At 50.1% G+C, this 17,825-nt stretch carries 17 protein-coding genes and 1 pseudogene; 13 read left to right on the top strand and 5 right to left on the bottom strand.

Annotated features, from left to right (window positions below; translation table 11 throughout):
• Nucleotides 1-122 precede the first annotated feature (122 nt).
• Entirely contained in the window at nucleotides 123-1,880 is a 1,758-nt protein-coding gene (locus IT774_RS11425; RefSeq protein ID WP_195812279.1) for an ABC transporter transmembrane domain-containing protein, read from the bottom strand.
• Between the two features lie 251 nt (nucleotides 1,881-2,131).
• On the opposite strand from IT774_RS11425, the gene rpsP reads away from it, so the two are divergent.
• The 7 genes and pseudogenes from rpsP (at nucleotide 2,132) to tyrA (ending at nucleotide 7,115) form a co-directional block, all read left to right on the top strand.
• The gene (rpsP, locus tag IT774_RS11420) at nucleotides 2,132-2,383 is read left to right on the top strand and encodes a 30S ribosomal protein S16 (protein ID WP_195809889.1); all 252 of its coding nucleotides are present in this window, start codon (nucleotides 2,132-2,134) and stop codon (nucleotides 2,381-2,383) included.
• A 22-nt stretch (nucleotides 2,384-2,405) separates the two neighbouring features.
• A complete protein-coding gene (gene rimM, locus IT774_RS11415) occupies nucleotides 2,406-2,927 on the top strand; it encodes a ribosome maturation factor RimM (RefSeq protein ID WP_195809888.1) in 522 nt (173 codons plus the stop codon).
• A complete protein-coding gene (gene trmD, locus IT774_RS11410; RefSeq protein WP_195809887.1) occupies nucleotides 2,928-3,689 on the top strand; it encodes a tRNA (guanosine(37)-N1)-methyltransferase TrmD in 762 nt (253 codons plus the stop codon).
• An 18-nt stretch (nucleotides 3,690-3,707) separates the two neighbouring features.
• Nucleotides 3,708-4,067 (top strand): 50S ribosomal protein L19, encoded by a 360-nt coding sequence (gene rplS / locus IT774_RS11405; RefSeq protein WP_108566548.1) that lies wholly within the window; start codon nucleotides 3,708-3,710, stop codon nucleotides 4,065-4,067.
• 78 nt (nucleotides 4,068-4,145) lie between these two features.
• Nucleotides 4,146-4,664: a maltose acetyltransferase domain-containing protein gene (locus tag IT774_RS11400; protein WP_195809886.1), complete on the top strand. Its 519-nt coding sequence runs from the start codon at nucleotides 4,146-4,148 to the stop codon at nucleotides 4,662-4,664.
• 196 nt (nucleotides 4,665-4,860) lie between these two features.
• Nucleotides 4,861-5,949: a 3-deoxy-7-phosphoheptulonate synthase gene (locus IT774_RS11395; protein ID WP_195809885.1), complete on the top strand. Its 1,089-nt coding sequence runs from the start codon at nucleotides 4,861-4,863 to the stop codon at nucleotides 5,947-5,949.
• 24 nt (nucleotides 5,950-5,973) lie between these two features.
• Nucleotides 5,974-7,115 (top strand): annotated as a pseudogene (tyrA, locus tag IT774_RS11390) (bifunctional chorismate mutase/prephenate dehydrogenase).
• A gap of 86 nt (nucleotides 7,116-7,201) precedes the next feature.
• On the opposite strand, the gene pheA reads toward tyrA, so the two are convergent.
• The 3 genes from pheA to yciH all read right to left on the bottom strand — a co-directional run bounded on the left by pheA (nucleotide 7,202) and on the right by yciH (nucleotide 9,821).
• Complete coding sequence (pheA, locus tag IT774_RS11385) at nucleotides 7,202-8,389, bottom strand: prephenate dehydratase (protein WP_195809884.1); 1,188 nt, start codon at nucleotides 8,387-8,389, stop codon at nucleotides 7,202-7,204.
• A gap of 239 nt (nucleotides 8,390-8,628) precedes the next feature.
• The gene (locus tag IT774_RS11380) at nucleotides 8,629-9,429 is read right to left on the bottom strand and encodes a response regulator (RefSeq protein ID WP_195809883.1); all 801 of its coding nucleotides are present in this window, start codon (nucleotides 9,427-9,429) and stop codon (nucleotides 8,629-8,631) included.
• A 68-nt stretch (nucleotides 9,430-9,497) separates the two neighbouring features.
• Nucleotides 9,498-9,821 carry a stress response translation initiation inhibitor YciH gene (yciH, locus tag IT774_RS11375; RefSeq protein WP_195809882.1) on the bottom strand — a complete coding sequence of 108 codons (324 nt, stop codon included), beginning with the start codon at nucleotides 9,819-9,821 and terminating at the stop codon, nucleotides 9,498-9,500.
• A 492-nt stretch (nucleotides 9,822-10,313) separates the two neighbouring features.
• On the opposite strand from yciH, the gene IT774_RS11370 reads away from it, so the two are divergent.
• From IT774_RS11370 to IT774_RS11345, 6 genes are all read left to right on the top strand, one after another.
• Nucleotides 10,314-10,754: a tellurite resistance TerB family protein gene (locus IT774_RS11370; protein ID WP_195809881.1), complete on the top strand. Its 441-nt coding sequence runs from the start codon at nucleotides 10,314-10,316 to the stop codon at nucleotides 10,752-10,754.
• Nucleotides 10,755-10,785: 31 nt separating this feature from the next.
• A complete protein-coding gene (locus tag IT774_RS11365; protein ID WP_232364965.1) occupies nucleotides 10,786-13,005 on the top strand; it encodes an EAL domain-containing protein in 2,220 nt (739 codons plus the stop codon).
• Nucleotides 13,006-13,192: 187 nt separating this feature from the next.
• On the top strand, nucleotides 13,193-13,456 hold the full coding sequence (locus tag IT774_RS11360; protein WP_195809880.1) for an EF-hand domain-containing protein: 264 nt from the start codon (nucleotides 13,193-13,195) through the stop codon (nucleotides 13,454-13,456).
• A 103-nt stretch (nucleotides 13,457-13,559) separates the two neighbouring features.
• Complete coding sequence (locus IT774_RS11355) at nucleotides 13,560-14,957, top strand: sensor histidine kinase (protein ID WP_195809879.1); 1,398 nt, start codon at nucleotides 13,560-13,562, stop codon at nucleotides 14,955-14,957.
• Nucleotides 14,957-15,547: a hypothetical protein gene (locus IT774_RS11350; protein ID WP_195809878.1), complete on the top strand. Its 591-nt coding sequence runs from the start codon at nucleotides 14,957-14,959 to the stop codon at nucleotides 15,545-15,547. The genes IT774_RS11355 and IT774_RS11350 overlap by 1 nt, the downstream gene beginning before the upstream one ends.
• Nucleotides 15,544-16,896, top strand: coding sequence for a sigma 54-interacting transcriptional regulator (locus tag IT774_RS11345; RefSeq protein ID WP_195809877.1), 1,353 nt, complete (start codon nucleotides 15,544-15,546; stop codon nucleotides 16,894-16,896). Before IT774_RS11350 ends, IT774_RS11345 begins: the two co-directional genes overlap by 4 nt.
• Here IT774_RS11345 and IT774_RS11340 read toward each other — a convergent pair.
• Nucleotides 16,888-17,784, bottom strand: coding sequence for a DUF72 domain-containing protein (locus tag IT774_RS11340; protein ID WP_195809876.1), 897 nt, complete (start codon nucleotides 17,782-17,784; stop codon nucleotides 16,888-16,890). The two genes, IT774_RS11345 and IT774_RS11340, sit on opposite strands and share 9 nt — an antisense overlap.
• Nucleotides 17,785-17,825 lie beyond the last annotated feature (41 nt).

Genomic DNA, 17,825 nt, shown 5'->3' with positions numbered 1-17,825 from the left:
TAAAAAAGGACGAAACCATGCTGGCAGTTCGTGTGGTATTAAAACGCGAATAGCCGCAGGATGGTTCGAACGTTGCTTATCATTAATGTTATTGCAACGCCTTTTATAGCACCACAAGGGCTCTAGCTAAGCAATTGCAGTTCGGCGTATTCCCGATACAGTGTGTCGCTTTTCATCAACTGCACATGCTTGCCCTGGGCGGTAATCTTACCCTGGTCCAGCACAATGATACGGTCGGCATGCTGTACAGTCGCCAGCCGGTGGGCAATCACGATGGTAGTACGTCCGCGCATAAGCGATGACAGGGCTTGCTGAACCATCTTTTCAGAACGGGCGTCCAAGGCGCTGGTGGCTTCGTCTAGCAGCAACACCGGCCGGTCTGCCAGGATGGCCCGGGCAATGGCAATACGCTGGCGCTGTCCGCCGGATAAGCGCACGCCCCGTTCTCCCAGCTGTGTATGGTAGCCATCCTCAAGCGCTTCGATAAACTCATCAGCAAAGGCGTTTTTAGCAGCGGCCACCACATCTTCATCGCTGGCATCTTCACGGCCATAGCGGATGTTTTCCATCACCGTGGTAGCGAACACCACCGACTCCTGACTGACCATCGCAATCTGGTTACGTAAATCGTGCAGCTTCAGTTGCTTTATCGAGTATCCCCCCAGTGTAATGTCACCTTCATTCACATCATAAAAACGCAACAGCAACTGAAACAATGTGGTTTTGCCGGCGCCACTGGCGCCCACTAACGCGACCTTTTCACCCGCGTCGATGGTCAATGAAAAATTATTGAACAGGGCCGGCGAGTCGGGGTAAGCAAACTGCAGTTGTTTAATATGGATAGCGGGTGCACTGGGCAGATGGGGCAGGGTGGTGGTCCCGTCGACAATGTCCACTGGCGAGGCCAGTAATTCCAGCAAGCGCTCAGAGGCGCCCACGCCGCGCTGCACCTCACCGATAACCTCGCTAATGGTGGCAACACTGCCCCCGGCCAAAATGGCGTAAAACAAGAAGGCGGATAACTCCCCGGCGGAGATATCACCTGCAAATACCTGTCGGGCGCCGACCCAGGCGATCAATAAAATGGCACTTAAACTAAGCACCATAATTAAACCGATAAGCAATGAGCGGTAATGAATTCGCCAGCGGGCCACGCCAAATGCTTCATCTACCCGATTATCAAATTGTCGTGCTTCGCTGGTTTGGGCATTAAAGGCCTGCACGGTGGCGATTTCATGCAAGCTCTGGTCAATATGTGCGCCTAAATCAGCAATCTTATCCTGACTTAAACGCGCGTAACGGCGGACCTTTGGCGCCAGTACCCGAATGGGAATGAGCACCACCGGCACGGCTAACAGCACGCATAGTGTTAATAACGGACTGGTGGCCCCCATCAGAATCAGGGCACCAATAAAGGTGACCAACGAGCGCAAGGCCATCGACAAACTCATGCCCACCACCGTTTGCAAGATAGCGGTATCACTGGTGAAACGTGAAATCACTTCGCCGGTGCGTATTTTTGAAAAAAACGAGGGGGATAAATGCAAAAGATGCTGGTATAGCTGCATGCGGATATCAGCGCTGATTCGCTCCCCTAGCCAGGTCATCAGATAAAACCGGCAATAGGTGGCCAGGCTGGCAATTATGCAAATAATCAGTACCGCCAAAGCCGCCTGATTCAACACCTGTGGATGATCCCCGATAAAGCCATTATCGATAGCATATTTAACCCCCTGGCCCAGCGCCAGCCAGGCCCCTGAGGCCAAAAATAGCGCCACAATAGCACCGGCTACCTGCCAGCGATAAGGCGCCAGATGGCCGCCCAGCCAGCGAAGTACTTCTCGGGTGTTTACCTGGGTTAATACTGTTGTTGAAGACAGATCATCCTCCTGTAGCCTGCATACCGGCCTGAATTAATAACATCAGCCCGGGAGCAATGAAGCCGGGCCGCCGCCAAACATCATATACTACTGCTTTAGTTTATCCTGATTTAATTGTTTTTAAGCCGGGGTTTTGCTTGCATTTAATTCGCATACCCGTATAATTCTGCGGCCTTCCAGCCTAGCTTAAAACAAGCGAACGGCACAGGAAGGAAAGTTAACGGTAACGCTACAACGAGTTTGAGGCACCCATGGTTACTATTCGTTTACAGCGTGGCGGCGCGAAAAAGCGTCCATTTTATCAAGTTGTCGTGGCTGAGAGCAGCCGTGCACGAGACGGTCGTTTCATCGAAAACGTCGGTTTCTTCAACCCAACTGCACAAGGTCAGGCAGAGCGTCTTCGCTTAGATCTTGACCGTGTTGAATACTGGGTTGGTGTTGGCGCGAGCTTATCTGAGCGCGTTAACAGCTTGGTAAAAGAAGCTAAAAAATCAGCAGCGTAAGCTGCAACACTGGTAGGTATAAATGAGTCAAGCGTCTGACAATTTGGTTATTGGCAAAATCGGCGCGCCACACGGCGTTAAAGGTTGGGTTAAAATCAACACTTATACCAACGTACCAGAGGGTATTTTTGAGTATTCGCCCTGGATATTGGGCGACGAAAAAGAATACCGCGTTGACCAGTGGCGACCGCACGGTAAAGTTCTGGTAGCAAAACTTGTGAATATTGAGACTCGTGACGATGCCGAGCGCATTAAGAATCTTGATATTCGCATTACTGCTGACCAGTTACCTGAACTTGAAGAAGGTGAATTTTACTGGCGTGAGCTTACCGGCATGCAGGTGGTAACAACGCAAGGTTACGATCTGGGTGTGGTGAAAGATGTATTTAATACCGGTGCGAATGACGTTATTCAAGTCAAAGCAAACGCGAAAGATGCATTTGGTCAAAAAGAAAGATTACTGCCGTTTGATCTCGACGAAGTCGTACAGACGGTGGATAAAGTCGGTAGGATCATTACCGTAGACTGGGATCCGGGGTTTTAAGTGACCGCGGATAAATGGTTTGGCATTGTCAGCCTTTTTCCGGAAATGTTTGCGCCATTCACTCAACAGGGTGTTATTGGTCGGGCAGTAAAGTCGGGAACGCTGGCGGTCGAAACATTCAACCCCAGAGACTACACCCATGATCGCCATCGTACCGTGGACGACCGCCCTTATGGTGGTGGCCCCGGAATGCTGATGATGGTCAAACCGCTCACAGACGCAATTACGGCAGCCCGGCAGGCTGCTGGAGAAAACAGCAAGGTTATCTACTTATCTCCACAGGGTAAGAAACTTGACCAGGCCGGGGTTGCCCGGCTGGCAGATAATGATCGCATGATATTAATCTGCGGTCGTTATGAAGGAATCGACGAGCGGGTAATCGAAAGCCATGTTGACGAAGAAGTCTCTATTGGTGATTACGTGTTAAGCGGTGGGGAATTACCGGCGATGGTCCTGATGGACTCAGTGGCACGGTTAGTTCCTGGCGTGCTGGGGCATAAAGCTTCAGCGGTTGAAGATTCTTTTACCGATGGGTTACTGGATTGTCCGCATTATACGCGGCCTGAAGTACTCGACGGGCGGTCAGTTCCTTCTGTGTTGTTAAGTGGTGACCATGAAAAAATACGGCAGTGGCGACAAAAGCAAGCGCTGGGAAGAACCTGGCAGCGTCGCCCTGAATTGTTAAATCACCTAGCTCTGACTGAGGAGCAGCAGCGTCTACTTGAAGAATTCAAGTCGCAGTTGCAGCGAGATGACAGTTAACTAGGACGAGAGGATATGATGAGCAAAGTCAGTCAAGATATCATCAAGAAAATTGAGCAAGCACAGCTCAAATCTGATGTTCCTGCGTTCGGCCCAGGTGACACAGTTATAGTTAAAGTGCGAGTTACTGAAGGTGACAAAGAACGTCTACAGGCTTATGAAGGCGTTGTTATCGGTAAGCGTAACCGTGGTCTTCACTCGTCTTTTACCGTACGTAAAATTTCAAGTGGCGAAGGCGTAGAGCGTGTTTTCCAAACACACAGCCCGGCAATCTCTTCTATTGAAGTGAAACGTCGTGGTGCGGTTCGTCGTGCTAAGCTTTATTATCTTCGTGAGCGTTCAGGCAAATCTGCACGTATCAAAGAAAAGCTTAACTAAGATTACTAATCCTTGCGTTATTGTTAACTTTTCGAAAAGCCCGCAGATTGCGGGCTTTTTTTATGGCTGGAGAAAAGCATGAGTCAGGCGTTGTATAGCAGCCAGATTTGGCAGCAAATGGTGTCAGGCCGGCCCTATCAGACCCAGGCTAAACCGTTGAAGCGCGCACGTAAGCTAGCCAAACACCGTTGCCACAAACTAAACCAGGAGGCGAACAAGGCAGAGCGCCAGTTACTTATACAGCAACTATTGCCCCATGTTACCGAGGTCACCCTGGGAAGCGGATTTTATTGCGATTATGGCGTCAATATCGTTGCGGCCCCGCAATTGCATATTGGCCACCATGTGGTCATGCTGGATGCCGCCCCTATCACTTTTGGCGCGAAGGTAACCATAGCCGATGGGGTGGTGTTAGCCAGTGTGTATCATGCTACCGATAGCCTCCGCCGGCGTGCCGGCTGGCAGCACAGTCAACCGGTGTTTATTGGTGATAACGTGGTTATCGGACCGGGCGCCACTATACTGCCTGGCGCATGTATTGAGAGCGACACAGTCATTGCCGCCGGACAGGTGGTAACTGCATCTCAGCCGATTTAATTGCGGTTAAACGACCAAAGTGCGGTTTTAAACAAATGTTGGTTGCGGCTTTAGCTATATATTGATAAAAAGTCAATCAGCTTGAATAAATGCAAAAATGAAAGTGTAATTATTAGTTTGCACTTAAAGGTAAGTGGTTAGGCAACAAAACTCAGCCTACACTATGAAGTCAGTTTCTAAATAGTAGAGTGGTAAGATGCAAGATACAGTGAACAATATCCATATCAGCACTCAGGATGTGCTGATCACCCCCGATGCGCTTAGCCAGGAACTGCCGGTGTCAGACAAAGCGCTTAATGGCATCTCTTCTGCCCGCAAAACCATCTCCGACATCATTCACGGCCAGGACCACCGGTTGTTAGTGATTTGCGGCCCATGTTCTATTCATGATATTGACGCGGCAAAAGATTATGCCCTACGGTTAAAAGAGCTGCATGAGTCCTGTAAAGACAGCCTGTTTGTGGTGATGCGGGTCTACTTTGAGAAACCACGCACTACCACCGGCTGGAAAGGATTGATTAACGATCCGCATATCGATGGTACCTTTGATATTGAAACCGGTTTACGCAAAGCCCGCGAACTATTGATTTGGCTGGCGGAACTGGAATTGCCCGTTGCCACCGAAGCCCTGGACCCCATCAGTCCGCAGTATCTGGCGGAGCTATTCAGCTGGAGCGCCATCGGGGCGCGTACTTCTGAGTCCCAGACGCACCGTGAAATGGCCAGCGGCCTGTCTATGCCGGTAGGTTTTAAAAACGGCACCGATGGTAGCCTGGGTATTGCGATTAATGCGTTAAAGTCGGCGGCGTCTGGCCACCGGTTCATGGGTATTAATCAACAGGGGCAGGTCAGTATCATTGGTACTAAAGGCAACCCGGATGGCCACATTATTTTGCGCGGCGGTAAGCAGCCAAACTATGACTCTGTATGTGTGGCCGATGCCGAAGTTGAGCTTGCAGAGGCCAACTTAACCGCAGGTCTGATGGTGGATTGCAGTCATGCCAATTCCAGCAAAGATTATCGTCGTCAGCCGGCGGTGGCCAAAAATGTGGTGAATCAGATTTTAGAAGGTAATCAGTCTATTATCGGAGTTATGCTCGAAAGCCACATCAACGCTGGCAATCAGAAAGCCGACGATAAAAACCAGGACGAACTGGAGTACGGCGTTTCTATTACTGATGGCTGTATTGATTGGCAAACCACCGAAGAACTTATTGCCCAGATGCGCGATCGCCTGATTACCGTATTACCAATGCGTCGTGATAAACGTATTCAGGTCGCCTAAATAGTAAAAGAGTAATTAACACTTATGTCTGATTTGTCGAGACGCTTAGGTGAGCTGCGCAATGACATCGACCAGCTGGATTCCCAGTTGGTCGACTTGCTGGCGAAACGCGCAAAAGTCACCACCGAAGTTGGGCAAATAAAAGCCGAAACCGGAATGCCGGTGTATGTGCCGGAGCGAGAAAAAGATCTCATCGCTTCACGGCGGGAACAGGCGCAGGCAGCAGGCGTTTCGCCGGAATTGGTCGAAGACCTGTTGCGCCGAATTATGCGTGAGTCTTATCACACGCAAAATAACCGTTACCTTTGCATGAACCCAGCGGCCGGTGAGGTCGTGATTATTGGGGGGAAGGGGCTCTGGGCCGGGTGTTTGTCGGGCTGTTTGAAAAAAGCGGTTACCGGGTCAGCAGCATTGAACCTGCAGACTGGGACAATGGCCGGGCTCATAAGATACTTAGTACTGCCACGCTGGTGGTGGTCGCGGTGCCGATTAATATCACCGAGCAGGTAATCGCGCGGCTCACGATGCTACCTGATGACTGTATTCTGGCTGACATCACCAGTATCAAAGCCCGCCCTTTGCAAGCCATGCTGAATGTCCACCAGGGGCCGGTAGTAGGTCTGCATCCCATGTTTGGTCCGGATGCGCCGGGGATGATCAAGCAGGTGGTGGTCGTGTGCGAAGGGCGTCAGCCCGAGGCCTACCAGTGGCTGGTAGAGCAGATGAATACCTGGGGCGCTACCGTGCATCACAGTGATGCCAAAGAGCATGATGAGGCCATGGCTTATATTCAGGTTATGCGCCATTTCAATACCTTTGTGTATGGTGAGCACCTGCGCGGTGAAAAACCTGATCTGGAAAAGCTCACGCAGTTTTCATCACCAATTTACCGGCTGGAGCTGGCGATGGTCGGACGTTTGTTTGCGCAGGCGCCGGATCTGTACGCGGATATTATCTTTAATAACCCGGATAACTTTGCTTTACTACGAAGGTTTCATGAACGTTTTGGCGCGGCCTTGGCGTTACTTGAAGCCGGCAACAAACCTGCCTTTATACAACAATTTGCCGAAGTCGGAAATTGGTTTGGCGATTACGCCAGGCGTTGCCTGACCGACAGCAAGCAGTTGTTATTAAAAGCCGATGACAGTCATTTGTTGCGCAAGTAGCCCGCAGCGTACTCAGGACGGTCACAAAGCATAAAAAAAGGCTGAATATTCTATATTCAGCCTTTTTTATTGCAGAGGCGTTACCGCTATGACGAGGATGTCAGCGCATTGGCTGCGGCTACCTTAGTGGGACTGATCTCTTCGCTGGGATAACACCCCAGAACCTTTATATACCGGGTAATGCCGCGCAGTGATTCCAGTGCCTTTTGTACCGGGCCGTCCTGTACATTGCCCTGCACATCAATATAAAACATTTCTTCCCAGGGATTACCATGAATCGGCCGTGACTCCAGCTTCGTCATATTAATTTTATTTTCACGCAATACCAGTAACGCATCAACCAATGCCCCGGGCTGCTGTACCGTAGAGATAACCAGGGTGGTTTTAGCCGGAACCTGCAAAGGCACCACCACCGGAGCCCGTGCTACAACAATAAACCGACTATGATTTTCTTTCTGGTTAGCCAGATTGGATTTAATCGCCGATAACCCGTATAAGCCCCCGCCGGCTTCGCTGCCGATAGCGGCAACATCGTCCCGTTGCATCTCACTGACCATGAGCATGGCAGAAGACGTGCTATCAATGGTTTTTACCTCCACATTGCCCAATTCTGCCAGAAAGTGGCTGCACTGGGTAAAGACCTGCGGGTGGGCATACAAGGTTTTGATCTTATCCAGGCTGGTTTGGGTGGCCACCAACAGGGAATGCCGGATAGGGTGGATCAGTTCGCCGATAATACTGAGCTCGGTATGCTGTAGCTGGTCATAAACCTCGTTGATACTGCCCGACGTACTGTTCTCAATAGGCAACACCGCGTAATCGGCTTCGGCATGCTCGACCTTTTGTACAATCTCAGCAAAGCTTTGACATCCGATTTCCAGCAGCTCACCCGGGCGTCGCGAAAAATACTTCTGCGTGGCCAGGTACGAATACGAGCCTTTGTCCCCCAAAAATGCTACCCGATTGAGCGGCAGCGCGGCTCCGGGATTAGCTCGCGCGGCCAGCAAGGCTTGCTGATTGAGTACCGAGTCTTCAATCACCACATGAAATAACTGCGTGACATAGTGGGGATCCAGACCTATCTGCTGACCTTCCTTGATAAGCCGGACCAGCAACTGTTCTTCGCGTTTTACATCGCGTACCGGGATATGATGCGCAATTTTGGTCTCGGCAACTTCCTGGGTAAGCTGGCGGCGTTCGGCCAAAAGCTGTAACAAGTGGCTGTCCAGCTCAGTAATGCGGTGTCGAATGGTATCCAGCGCTGATTGTGTCATCGTAGGTTCCGTTTAAAGCCAAAAAAAAACCTCCCGGGGGAGGTTTCTGAATACAGTGCACGCTCCCTCAGGCAAAGAGAATAAAGCCGTTAAAGAAGATGAAAGTGCGACCAAGAATGTGTTTCATGTCCTGACTTTATAAAGCAAAGGGGTGTGTGTCAATTCCTTTTTACAATGCGATGGTGCGCAATTACCGGCAATTGTTGTTTTGTCTTTGCACCCTATGCTAGGACGGTGAGTTACTCACCTAGCAAGGCGGCCAGCATCGCCCGTACTTCGGTGGGTTCAAAGGGTTTGTCACATAGTGCATTGACCCCGGTTTGCTGGATATTGAGCATATGCATGCTGTCCGCGGCTTCAGAAGTGACCATGATAATCGGAATATGCGAGGTTTCCGGATTAAAGCGGATAAACTCAGATAATTCCCGCCCATCCATTTCCGGCATATTGTAATCAGTCACTACCAGGTCAAAGGCTTCTTCTTTAACCAGGGTCAGGGCTGTGGCCCCATTTTCCGCTTCTTTAATTTTTTCCAGACCCATGCCTTCTAACACCCGCCGAATATGATTACGTGCCAGACGACTGTCATCCACCAGCAATACCCGCACATCGCGAACATCAAACAAGTCCAGCTCAAGCTCATCGTGGTTAATCAAATCCAGACTGGCGTTTAATGCCCGGGACAAGTGCAAAGGCTCGAACGGTTTAGGCAAAATGGCTGCCACGCCTGCCTGCTTCAATTCCTCAAGCTTGCTCAAGCGGTTTTCAGATGAAACCAGCATAAAAGGAATATTTTCGAAGTCAGGATCCTCTTTAATAAAACGCAAAAGTTCTGAGGCGGTGCCATCTTCAAAATACATGGCGCTTACCACCAAATCCGCACCATGGGAACGGATCGCGGCCCGGGCTTCAGCAAGGCTGGCCACAGAGTCAATTTCTTTGACCTTTTCCTTAAGCAGTAAGGTGGTGATAATTTTACGCTGGGTATCGGATGGCTCGACCAATACAATATTCAGGTCACAAATAGACAGTTTTTCCATCAACAATTCTCACTTTTATCTCTGTTATTCTAATTGGTGCGTGCAGCCAACCTTAGGGGTAAACCCAGTCAGCCGCCGGCCAGCTTTACATTATGACCTTTTGCCTCTAACAGGCTCTTTAGTTTGTCGCGATCATCTGTTTGTACTTCAATGGTGCCTTCTTTGACCGCGCCGCCACACCCACATTTCTTTTTCAATTCGGTACACATCGCTTTCAGTGCTTTTGCATCCATGTCCAGCCCGGTGATAATAGAAACCCCTTTACCCTTACGGCCTTTGGTTTCTCGTTTAATTCTTACCACCCCGTCTTTGGAGACCGAGCGCTCACTGGACTGCTGTGTGTCTTTGATTCTGCCGGTGTCGGTACTGTATACCAGTTTAGAGTCTTGCATAAATTGCCCTTTAGCCTAATTTTCACAGCGGGTTACGCCACTGATAGCTGCTATGGTAGAAAATATTACGCTAAATTTATAGCACAGTGACCTGCCACGGCCATACCTGGCCGCTAACCGCATAGTGGCATTGCTGACGAAGCTATAGCGGCACCGTCGTATTAGTTGACTTATTTGTATGACCGTTGGTCTCTGCAACGGCTCGGTTAAGCAGCCTGACACCCGGTACCGGCGGCGTGCTAGTTACAGACAGCTTACTACAGGGCGGGCCTTAGCATTCGTGTGAATTTCTTTCTTAACTCTTTCTGTTGCCGCTCTTTCTTCAGGCGCTATCGGCATTTTCTTATTGCTCCTGGCCCCAGGCGAAGGCCATGTGCCGCCAGAATTATGGTGGTTATCGCGGATTTTCAGCCAGCCAACCTGACAGAATGAGCAAACTTTTAACATTTATGGTCGTAGAAAATGCAATAACTACCAACCAGGTTGAAGTGTATGTTAAAAAAAGTGCTGGATTTATTTGATCGTCCCGACGAGGAAACCAAAGCCTCACAATATTCCGTAGAACTGGCCACTGCGGCTTTATTAAGTGAAGTTATCCGGGCCGATCACGAGGTTGATGAGCGCGAAAAAATTGCCTACCGGGAAATTCTTGAACGCCAGTTCTCACTTGACCAGGAGGCGCTGGATACCCTGGTTGAAGATGGCCATGAGACCGCCGATGATGCCGTAGGTTTGGTGCATTTCACTAAAGTTATCAACAAAAAGTGCGATAATGAACAAAAGAAGAATATCTTAACCAGCCTCTGGGAACTTGCCTATGCTGATGATAATCTTGCACCTATGGAAGAGCATACTATCCGGCGCATTGCCGATCTTTTGTATATTCCTCATAGCCAGTTTATTAAAACCAAGCTTTCAGTGTCCGACGAGTAACGCAGTCAACTGCAATATCCGATGAGTACCAGTGAGCACGGCACAGGGTAGCAGTAAAGTGTTCAAATCTATCAAAACCCCGATTGCAATTATGCTGGTAGGGGCAGTGTTAGTTATCTCGGCGCTAGTTACCTGGTTTGCCGCACAAAAGCATGAACAGCTCTATACCGAGTCAGTGAAAAGCAACCTAACCGCCCTGACCAGGAATATGGCGGATGAACTGTTGCCGGTGCTAATGGCCGCTTCCTCAGGCCCGGTGACCGCTACAGCGTCGATGGGGGGCACTAAAAGCACAAACAGGACCACAAGCCCGGACATGGGCTCCAGCGCTTTCTTTTCAGCGGATCCTATCCAGGCCATCATGAAACGAGCGGCGGCCTATCAGCACATTGTACAGGCCCGAGTGTATGATGGGCACAAAGTCTTGCTGCATAGCCAAACCGGGGTTGCCGGACACAAGTACGGCCTGCCAAAAAATGACCCTTATGTATTACTTCTCAACTCGCCCTCAGGGACTTATCACATTGATGAGCAATTGATCGCCAGTCGCCGCATCATCCAAGATGGGGTGACCTATGGTTATTTGATGATCATGAACGACATTAATTCCCCGGTGACCAACAGCTGGCGGACCCTGCTTTGGCATGTGGGCCCGTTGGTGGCATTAAGCCTGCTGATTACCATTGCCATTGGGCTGTACTGGCTGAACCGGCTTCTAACCCCCCTTAGCAGTTTGTCCCATTTCACCCATCAGCTTAGTCAGTCAACAGATTACACCCGTCGTTTTAAAACCCGGTCAAACGGTGAGGTCGCCCGCCTGGGTCAGAATGTTAATATGCTGCTGGATACCATAGAAGCCGAACTGACCATTAATGATGAGCAGAATCAGACCCTCATAGAGCAACAGCAGACCATGTCCAGACTGGCAAACTTCGACAGTCTCACCGGTTTACCCAATCGCCAGTTTGTGATGGATAACTTACGTCTGGAGCTGGCCCGGGCGAAACGCCAGAGCACTGATTTGGCGCTGATGTTTTTTGATTTAGACGGGTTTAAGGGCATCAATGATTCGCTGGGGCATGAAACGGGTGATTTGATTTTAATTGAAGTTGCTGACCGGGTTTCCGGAATGCTACGAGAAAGCGATTTGGTGGCCCGGCTGGGCGGCGACGAATTTATTATTGTCCCTGATCGTGATGTCACCGATGTCAGTCTCGACAATCTGGCGCAGCGAGTGATTGCCGCATTCGAAAAGCCCTTTCATTTTCGCGGACTGGCACTGACGGTGGGTGTCAGTATTGGTATTGCCCGGGCCATCGAGGCTGATTTTGAGCTTAGCCAGTTAATGAGTAATGCTGATCTGGCCATGTATCGGTCTAAGGCTCGCGGACGGGGTATGGCCACCATCTTTACCAATGAGATGGTAGAAACCCACAAACGCAAATTGTCTATCGCCAACAGCATCGATCAGGGCATCGTCAACAACGAGTTTGTATTGTTTTACCAGCCCAAAATTGACCGTAATGGCCAGGTGATAGGTTTTGAAGCCCTGATGCGCTGGGAACATCCTGACTTTGGGCTGGTGTTGCCTGGTGAGTTTATTCCTGTGGCCGAACAAAGCGGTAAAATTTCCCTGCTGACCCGTTGGGCTATCGAGCAGTCCTGTGCCGATCTATCTTTGCTACAGTCAGTTATGCAGCATAAATTTCGGGTGGCCATTAATCTATCGGGTCATGACCTGCGACATAGCGAATTGTTCGATGTTATTTACCAAATATTCACCGAGCAGCAGGTCAATCCCGAATACATTGAGTTTGAAGTAACCGAGTCGGCGTATCTCGAAAATTTCGAATCTGCGAATAAACTTTTCAAACGCCTCAGTAATATGGGGTGTGCGGTGGCTCTGGATGATTTCGGTACGGGCTACTCCTCACTGAGCTACCTGACCCAAATCTCCATCGATACCCTCAAGATTGACCGGCAGTTTGTGCGGGAAATCAGTACGTGTCATCGCAGCCGACTGGTCACCGGCGCCATTATCGATTTGGCTAAACGGCTGTCACTGACAATATGTGCCGAAGGGGTAGAAGAGCTTAGCCAGTGGGAATATTTGTTAAATCATGGTTGCGATCATGTTCAGGGCTATCTGTTCAGTAAGCCGTTACCCCTGGAAAAAATTGCCCTGTTACCTGACTATTTTGACTTTGGCTCCTCCCCGCGACAGCGGTCTGAAGACGGCGGTAAAAGCTGATTAGAAGCTGTTGGTGAACAGCAACACATTATTAGCTGAATAGGAATAATGTCCCCGAATTTTACTTTAAGTTGTTAATATGTAAACGCTAAAGCACTTTGGCATGGTTCTGGCTTTGTAATTTTTGTTATTACTTTTTGGCAACTACCGCACAAGACGCCAAATTTGCCAAAGTCAGGAGCAGCTTATGAAACGCATTGAAAAAGTTTTTTTAATTTTACTCACCATTATTGCAGTGCAGTCTGTGGCAGTAGCCAATGCTAACGCGACAGAGTCAACCATTGCCCGTCTAGATGCAGACCTTGATGGTCAGGTGTCTCTTAAAGAAGCGGTGTCTGACACCCAGCTCTTGCGTAAGTTTGCTCGTCTGGACAATAATAAAGATGGCAAACTCAGTAAACAGGAGCTTTCCGGTGACGAGTTTGTTGCACAGGCAACTGCTAAACCTTAAGACAAAAGGTATAACAAGCAATAAGGAGCGTCGTGTCTCTGACTTGCTAGCAATTTAGGGGTATGCCATTCTGATTGGCCGTTTTTCTTTCAGTGAGCAGGTAGTGCGACTCGGTTCCTTACGACAATTAACCCTTGCCAGTTTTGTATTGGCCCTGGTGCCACTTATTGCATTGTTATGGCAAAGCCAGAACGATTTAGCAAAGGTAGGCAAAATGACCCACGTAGAAACCCGCTACGTGGTGGATGTTGTGGGGCTGATGCAACAACTCGATGGCGCCGCTATCGACCTGGAACGTGCCCTGCGTCAATATGCTATTATTCGCAATGAAACGGTGGCTGAGCTTACCGATAATGCCATCATACAGTTTGTCGAAGCACTTAAAGAGCTGTGCACTAGCTTACCGGCCAGCAATACCTGCGACACCATTAAAAAAGACATTACCCAGTTAAAAACCTTTCGAAACATTGACGATACCAGAGTGCTTAACGCGTATTTGAACGCGATGAACAAGCATGTGTCGCTGATGCGAAAAGATGTGGATACCGCCATACAGCAGCGTTTGGAAGTTCAGAAAAACGATCTGAACGCGATGCAGGCTAAACAGGCCTGGTCTACGGCGATGCTGGTAAGCGTTTCTCTGCTGCTGATTTTGCTGGGCAGTCAGTTAATTGTAAATCCGGTTAAAAAGCTTAAACAGATTATCCGGATCCTGGCCCAGGAGCAGGGCACGTTACCGCCCTTATCGACGCAGGCCCCCACTGAGCTTATCGGCGTCGAAAAAGACTTACACTGGCTGGCCGATCGACTGCAACAACTGGAACATATCCGTACCGCATTGTTACGTCATGCTGCCCACGAATTAAAAACCCCGCTGGCCAGCATCAAGGAAGGTTGCAGCCTGCTGTCGGAAAATGTAGTGGGGCATTTGAATACTCAGCAGACCGAAGTGCTGGCATTATTGACCTCCAGTACACAACGGCTCAATACGCTGATTGAAAAGCTGTTAGACTACAACCTGTTGTTACAACAGGCGCAGCCTACGTTTACCGAGGTGAACCCGAGCCAGATGGTGAAGGATTGTCTGGAAGATTATGCGCTGGCCTTGCAGGAACGCGAAGTCACGGTAGATATCCGGGTCAGTAAAATCTGGGTAGACGAAGAACTTTACCGTCGGATTCTGGATAATCTGATTTCTAATGCGGTGGCTCATGGCGCCGTGGGCAGGCCAATCAACCTGGCTATTTATGAAAAAGATAAACACATAACCCTGGATGTTGCCAATCGTGGAAAACGGATTTCCCCGGAAACAGTGACCCGTTTATTCGAACCCTTCACCCGGGGCGATGATCCACGCAACGATAATGTCATCGGGACCGGCCTGGGACTGTCTATTGTCTCAGATTGTGCCAAACTGATGCATGGGGATGTGGAAGTGGCAGAGGTGGATTATGCCGATGTATGTTTTAGGGTGACTATCCCGCAAGAGGAAGAACAATAATGAAAAAAATGCTAGTTCTGTCACTGGTAGCGGTTTTGACAGGCTGCGCGGGGATGATACCACAACCTGTAACCGAGCCGGCTGATACAGTAGCGCAACCGGTCACGGTAATTCATGACAGTGATGATATGTGTCTGGTCACCGAAGACACGATTGAGTTTGAGCATCAATGCGATCTTATCTACTGGGCCAATATGTGGATTAAGGCTGATGCCACGCCCTGGCCCCAACGCAGAGCGCGTATCGATGAATTGAGCGACTCGTTACCCGACACCATTGAACGGGTGATTTTGTCGCTGCCGGTAGACACACCTTATCAGGCGCGTTTACGGTCACAGCACTGGATCACCAGCATCATCGACAAACTGTCGCCGGCGTTACAGCCGCTGGTCAAAACGATGGTGGATGCCCCCAATAATGAAATGCTGGAGCTGGAATCAGCGCTGGTCATTTTAAACAAAGTCAATGCAGAGCAAGCGCAGTCCAGTGAAGCATTGCAACAAGAACTTGAAGCCCAGCAAAAAAAGCTGGAAGAACTATTAGAAATTGAAGCGACATTGATGGATAAGAACAGGAGTAGCCAGCAGTGAGTGAGTCAGGTAAAAGTAATCCGCAGTTATTGCTGGTAGACGACGACAAAAGTTTGTTACGGCTTCTGACTATTCGTTTAGAAGGTGAAGGTTATCAGGTTACCGCCGTCGAAGATGGCAATGCCGCGCTTAAAAAAGTTCGCAGCGAAGAATTTGATGTGGTGCTCAGTGACCTGCGTATGCCAGGCCTGGACGGCTTGAGCCTGTTTGAAGAAATCATGGGCATTCGACAAGATATCCCGGTGATTCTGATGACCGCCCACGGCACCATCTCTGATGCGGTGGCCGCCACCCAGCGCGGAGTGTTTGGCTTTTTGCCAAAACCCGTGGATCATGAAGAGCTACGCACCCTGCTTAAAAAGGCCCTGAGTCAGTCTCAGGCGTCCCAGCCTGGCGAATGGTGCTCAGCCATTATTACCCGCTCACCTGAAATGACCAATGTGCTGGACCAGGCGTATCGTATTGCCCAGCGCGAAGTCAGTGTGCTGATTACCGGGGCCAGCGGTACCGGTAAAGAATTACTGGCTAATGCTATCCATCAGGCCAGCACCCGTAAAGATATGCCGTTTGTGGCCATCAACTGTGGCGCGTTGCCTGAAAACCTGCTTGAATCTGAGCTGTTCGGGCACGCCAAAGGCGCCTTCACCGGCGCGGTTCAGGCCGCCCCGGGTTTGTTTCGTGAAGCCGACGGCGGCACCCTGTTTTTAGACGAAATCGGGGACATGCCGATGACGCTGCAGGTCAAACTATTACGGGCTTTGCAGGAACGTCAGATTCGACCGGTGGGCAGTAGCAAGCAGGTGGATATCGATGTCCGGGTTATCTCGGCCACGCACAAAGATTTACACAAAGAGATGGAAGAGGGCACCTTCCGCGAAGATTTGTATTACCGGCTAAATGTGGTAAATCTCAAACTTCCTTCGCTAAAAGAACGCAGTGAAGATATTCCCTTGTTAGCGCGCACATTGCTGCAACAAAGCGGCCAGCGTCACAATGTCAATGTCACGCAGTTTTCTGATGATGCCATGCAGCTGATGGTTAAGTCAGACTGGCAGGGTAATGTTCGGCAACTGGTGAACGTGGTAGAACAATGTGTAGCGCTGACCCAGACGCCGGTTATTCCCCTGCATTTGGTCGAACAGGCGTTGTCAGCCACCAAACAAAGCTGGCCCACGCTGACCGAAGCGCGGGATGCCTTTGAACAGCAGTATCTGTACAAGCTGTTGAAAATGACCGACGGTAATGTGACCCGGGCGGCAGAGCTGGCCGGTCGCAACCGTACCGACATGCATAAGCTTATGAAAAAGCACGAGCTTGACGCCGCGGACTTTCGTAACACCTCAGAATAAGTCTTCCTGCTGACCGGTCGCTGACATCGGGCCGGTCAGAGGGGTTTTCGGGTAACACCGGTTGTGAAGCTCCACAAACTGTTGCGCCAGCCATGGCGCATCTTTGTTATCGGGTCTGTGTAAAAATAAAAACGGACTCTTTCCTTCCTGACGCCATTGCTGGCATTTGTGCACCCATGGGGTCAACATTTGCTGATTGATGTGGTCATCATCTCCGCCCACAAAACGGACCACCGGCGATTGAGCCGTCGCAATGATATTTACCGGCACTCGCGGCTTTTTGATTCGGGCCTCGGCCACCATGGCATTTTGCGCCGGACCTGCAAACAACGCACGGGTATCCATAATGATTCGATTAGCGCCATAGCGCATCAACAGACGATTCAGGGCGACTTCGGCCTCACCTTTGGTAAAAAACTCGGGATGACGCACTTCCACACCCAGCACAAATTCATCGGCCAGATACGCCAATAATTTTTTAAGCTGACGCAGTGCCGATGGGGCAAAGTGCGCAGGCAGCTGAATCAGCAACATGCCCAGCTGGTCTTTCAGTTGCCGCATCAGACTAAGCTGCTCCTCCAGCCGCGCCTGGTTCGCGCCAACAGGCCCGTTATGGGTAATGTCCTGATGCAACTTAAACGTAAAACGGAAGTCAGCCGGCACCGCCGCCTGCCATTTAGCGAGGGTGGCCTGGGAGGGCAGCGCATAAAAGGTGGTGTTGCCTTCTACTGAATTGAAGAAACGCGCATAATACTGCAGTGTGTGCTGACGCGCCGCCGGGTCACCAAACCAGCGGCTGGCCCAGCTGCTATCCTGCCACACGGGTAAGCCAAGGTGCAGCGGCGCGGTTACGGGTAAATCTGTTGCGGCGAATGTTGTTTTTGGCATTGGGGTTTATTACGCATTTGTTTATACTATGCGGCCTTATT

The sequence above is a fragment of the Salinimonas marina genome, from assembly GCF_015644725.1.
Taxonomy (GTDB): domain Bacteria; phylum Pseudomonadota; class Gammaproteobacteria; order Enterobacterales; family Alteromonadaceae; genus Alteromonas.
This window is presented reverse-complemented; position numbering and strand designations above follow the sequence as displayed.